4 protein-coding genes are annotated in these 4,160 nt (G+C 67.8%); all 4 read left to right on the plus strand.

From position 1 onward, the window contains the following. Positions 1–352 precede the first annotated feature (352 nt). On the plus strand, positions 353–910 hold the full coding sequence (locus tag DBR10_RS03200; protein WP_108490214.1) for a heme NO-binding domain-containing protein: 558 nt from the start codon (positions 353–355) through the stop codon (positions 908–910). Then, positions 903–2,753: a response regulator gene (locus DBR10_RS03205; RefSeq protein WP_158272169.1), complete on the plus strand. Its 1,851-nt coding sequence runs from the start codon at positions 903–905 to the stop codon at positions 2,751–2,753. Before DBR10_RS03200 ends, DBR10_RS03205 begins: the two co-directional genes overlap by 8 nt. 316 nt (positions 2,754–3,069) lie before the next feature. After that, positions 3,070–3,660, plus strand: a complete 591-nt coding sequence (locus tag DBR10_RS03210) for a response regulator (RefSeq protein WP_108503589.1) — start codon at positions 3,070–3,072, stop codon at positions 3,658–3,660. Then, a complete protein-coding gene (locus DBR10_RS03215; protein ID WP_108489950.1) occupies positions 3,657–4,121 on the plus strand; it encodes a hypothetical protein in 465 nt (154 codons plus the stop codon). Before DBR10_RS03210 ends, DBR10_RS03215 begins: the two co-directional genes overlap by 4 nt. The last annotated feature ends 39 nt before the right edge of the window (positions 4,122–4,160 follow it).

Raw genomic sequence — 4,160 nt, forward strand, 5'->3', positions numbered from 1 at the left:
CCTATCCCTCATCCGGACGCGGTCCGGACGCTCCGCAGCCCTTCCCGTCCCTTCAGCGGCGATCCGCGTGAGGCGGCGAGCCCATGCCCCGGCCCCGGCCCCGGCCGCAAAACCCCGCAACGCGGTTAAGCGGTCTTCGTGATGAACCCCGCAGTCATCACGCTTGTTCTCACTGTCTTCAGAGGCTGCGGCCTAGTTTGTGCGACAAATCGTCCCGTCAATCTTGGGTTTGTGAAAACGATTGCTGGACGGGACTAGGCTTAACGCGCGCTTAACGGGGGAGATCAGCAAGCCCCGACCGGCGCGGCCGCTCCCAGCCGGGACCGGGCCTGACCAGATGGGAGGCGTGCGTATGAAGGGCGTGATCTTCAATCTGCTGCAGGCGGCCGTTACCGAGACGCACGGCGCCGACCTCTGGGACGACCTGGTCGATGAGGCCGGGGTCGACGGGGCCTATACCTCGCTCGGCAACTATGACGAGGCGGATCTGGAACAGCTGGTGGCGGCGGCCGGCCGGGCGCTCGGCCTGACACGCGCCGAGGTGCTGCGCTGGTTCGGTCGCCAGGCCATGCCGCATCTGGCCAGCGCCTATCCGGTGTTCTTTGAAGGCCATCGCAGCGCCACGACCTTCCTGGCCGGGATCAATGACGTGATCCATGTCGAGGTGCGCAAGCTCTATGTCGGGGCCGTCTGTCCGCACTTCAACATCCAGGCCGCCCGGCCCGACCGGATGGACATGGACTATCACTCGCCCCGCCGGCTGTGCGCCCTGGCCCACGGCTTCGTCGAGGGGGCGGCGCGGCACTTCGGCGAGACGGTCGAGTTCCGCCACCTGACCTGCGTCGAGCGGGGCGATGCCGGCTGCACCTTCCGGATCGGCTGGCCCGCGCTGGAGGCCGCCCATGCCTAGGTCAGCCTCCAGGCCCCACCCCGTCACCTGGGTGGACGACGTCTCCGTCAGCCTCACCGACCGGATCGCCCGGCTCGAGCGCCGTCTGGCCCGGGCGGAAAAGGCGCGGCACGAGGCCGAGACCATCGCCGAGCGGGAGACCCTGAACCTGTTCCGCCAGAAGGAGCAGATGCGGCTGCTGTCGGAGCTGGCCATCATGGCCAACCGGGGCGGCGACCTCGTCGAGGTGCTGCGGACGGCGCTGGCGAGCATCTGCAGCTTCACCGGCTGGCCGATCGGCCATGTGCAGCTGGTCGAACCCCTGGGCGACGGCCGGCGCCGGATGCGGCCGTCCGGCATCTGGTGGGCCAGCGACACCTTTGACGGCGCGGCGCTGATCGCCGCGACCGAGGCCATTGAATTTGTCGACGGGGTCGGCCTGCCCGGGGTGGTCCTGTCGCAGGCCCGGGCCTACTGGATCTCCGTCGAGGACAACGGGACCCTGCCGCGCAGCCGGATCGCCCCGGAAAACGGGATCGCCGCCGGCGTCGCCCTGCCGGTGCTGGTCGGGTCCGAGGTCGCGGCCATACTGGAGTTCGGCCAGGCGATCGCCCTGGATCCGGGCGAGGACACGCTCGACCTTCTGAACCGGATCGGCGCGATCCTCGGCCGGGCCATAGAGCGCGACCGGGCCAGCCTCGCCGCCGCCGCCGCCCAGCGGGACCTGGAACAGATGCTGCACCGGGCCGAGGCCGCCAGCCGCGCCAAGACCCAGCTGATGGCCGTCGCCAGCCATGAGGTGCGCACCCCCCTGAATGCGGTCCTGGGCCTGTCCGAGGCCCTGTCGAATACGCCCCTGACGGCCGAGCAGAGGGATCAACTGGACGGGATCCGGCGCTCGGGGGGCATGCTGCTGCGCCTGCTCAACGCCGTGCTGGACTTCGTCCAGGTCGAGTCCGTCGGCCTGGTCGTCTCCCGGACAGACTTTGATCTGGTCCGGCTGGCCACCGACGTGAGCGAGCTCTGGACGGCTCCGGCCGCCGCCGCCGGCCTCGCCCTGCATCTGGATCATTCGGCCCTGGGCGATGCCTACGGGATCAACGGCGACTCCGGCAAGATCGAGCAGACCCTGACCAGCCTGATCGCCAATGCCGTCCGCTGCACCCCGGCCGGGGGCGCGATCCATGTCCGGCTCGGCGCGCCCGCGGGGCCGGACGATCTGGTCCTGTGCGAGGTCTGCGACTCGGGCGGCGGCCTGCCCGTGGCGGAACGGGCCTGGCTGATCGCCCCCTCCCGAACCTCGGCGATGGACGAGGCAACCGAGGGGGCCGGCCTCAACCTGGCGATCTCGGCGGCCAATATCCGCGCGCTCGGCGGCGACATCGGCTGCGACACGGGCCCCGACGGCAGTTGCCGGTTCTGGTTCGCGTTCCCCGCCCCGGCCGCCCAGACCACCGCCGTTGCGCCGCAGGGCTCAGCCGAACCTGACCTGTCGCTGCGCATCCTCGCCGCTGAGGACAATCTGGGCAACCAGCGGGTTCTGCAGCTGTTTCTGGCCCAGTTCGGCCAGGAGGCCCTGATGGTCGAGGACGGGGTCGCGGCGGTGGAGGCCTTCGGCCGACAGAGCTTCGACCTGATCCTGATGGACGCCAACATGCCGCACATGGACGGGGTCTCGGCCGTCGAGGCCATCCGCCGGCTGGAAGGCCAGGGCCGCCGGACGCCGATCTTCATGCTGACCGCCAACGTCTTCGACGATGACGTGGCGCGCTACGAGGCGGCCGGGGTCGACGGGGTGCTGTCGAAACCGATTATCGTGTCCGAGCTCTACGCGGTTCTCGCCGCCGTTCAGGACACGCTCTGACCGCAGGCTGAGCCCGCCCTGGCCTCGCCGGGCGGGACCCGGCCCTTCCCCGATCCGGGTATTGGCCCACAAAAATCCACTGAGATATAGGCACATAACGTGTCACTATGTCGCATAGCGGGGCCTGTTTGGGCGATTTCCGAATACGGCTCAGCTATCAGGGTAAATTTTGCATTTACTATGCAGAATACTTTACTGAAAATCCTGTGAGCAATATCGACAATACAGTAAAATCTACACGCAACCCTAACACATAATGATACGAACGCCTTGAGACGGACTTTGGCCTCCACCCAAGTTACTCCGAGCACCGCAAATGCTGGACAGCAGCAGACTTAACCTGAAGACCGCGAAGGTTCTGGTTGCCGATGACAACGAGAACGCCCGCAATATTATTCAGGATATGCTGCGAGCCTTCGGCGCCAGCGACATCGTCACCGTCCGGGACGGCGTCGAGGCCAAGGCCCTTCTGGCCCGGCAGCAGTTCGATCTGCTGATCACTGACGGCACCATGCCCGAATGCGACGGCTATGAACTGGTCCGCTGGCTGCGCAACCGGCCCAGCGACGAGGAGCGGATCACCCCGGCGATCATCATCTCGGCCCATACCCGCGAGTCCCAGGTCGCCGCCGGCCGCAACTGCGGGGCCAACTACATCATCGCCAAGCCAATCAGCCCGCAGACCCTGCTGGAGCGCATCTTCTACATCACCGAGGAAGCCCGCAGTTTCATCGTCGGTGAAACCTATGCCGGGCCGGACCGGCGCTGGAAGCATCAGGGACCGCCGGCCTCGACAGACGGCCGTCGCAAGGGTGACCTCTCCGTCGATATCGGCATGGCGATCGACGGAAACCTCAGCGCGAACGAACTCGACAGCCTGGTCAAACCGCAGAGAGCCACGTCATGAGCGTGGTCCGCACGATCCGCCAGCTGCCCCGGCTGAGCCGGCTGATCAAGGCCGCCGGCGGCGTCTATGCCCGGACCGCCCTGAACCAGGCGGCTGCGGCCCAGCAGGCGAGCCGGGCCGAGCATCTGATCTCGATCGGCGAAGCCCTGGTCTGGATGGGCGAGTGGCGCGGCCTGGACGAGCCGACGGCCGCGGACTGGGAGAGCCTTCACGAGGCCAGTGCCGGCATCATCGGCCTTTGCGACGCCGAGGCCGATGCCCAGCTGCTGCGGGCGGCCCGGCTGCTGTGCGAATACATCGATCGGGCCCGCAACGGGAAATGGTCGAAGGATGTCGGAGCCCTGTTCATCAACACCCTGAAGGCCATTGCCGCCCAGGATGCCGACCAGGCCACCCGCACCGCGGTTCTGGGAGGCCTCGAGGCGCTGGTGCCCCAACGGGAACAGAAAGCCGGCAGCTGACCCCCCATCTTCCCCCCCCCCGGGGGAGGAGGGCTGCGA

The sequence above is a fragment of the Caulobacter sp. HMWF025 genome, assembly GCF_003060965.1.
Classification (GTDB): domain Bacteria; phylum Pseudomonadota; class Alphaproteobacteria; order Caulobacterales; family Caulobacteraceae; genus Caulobacter.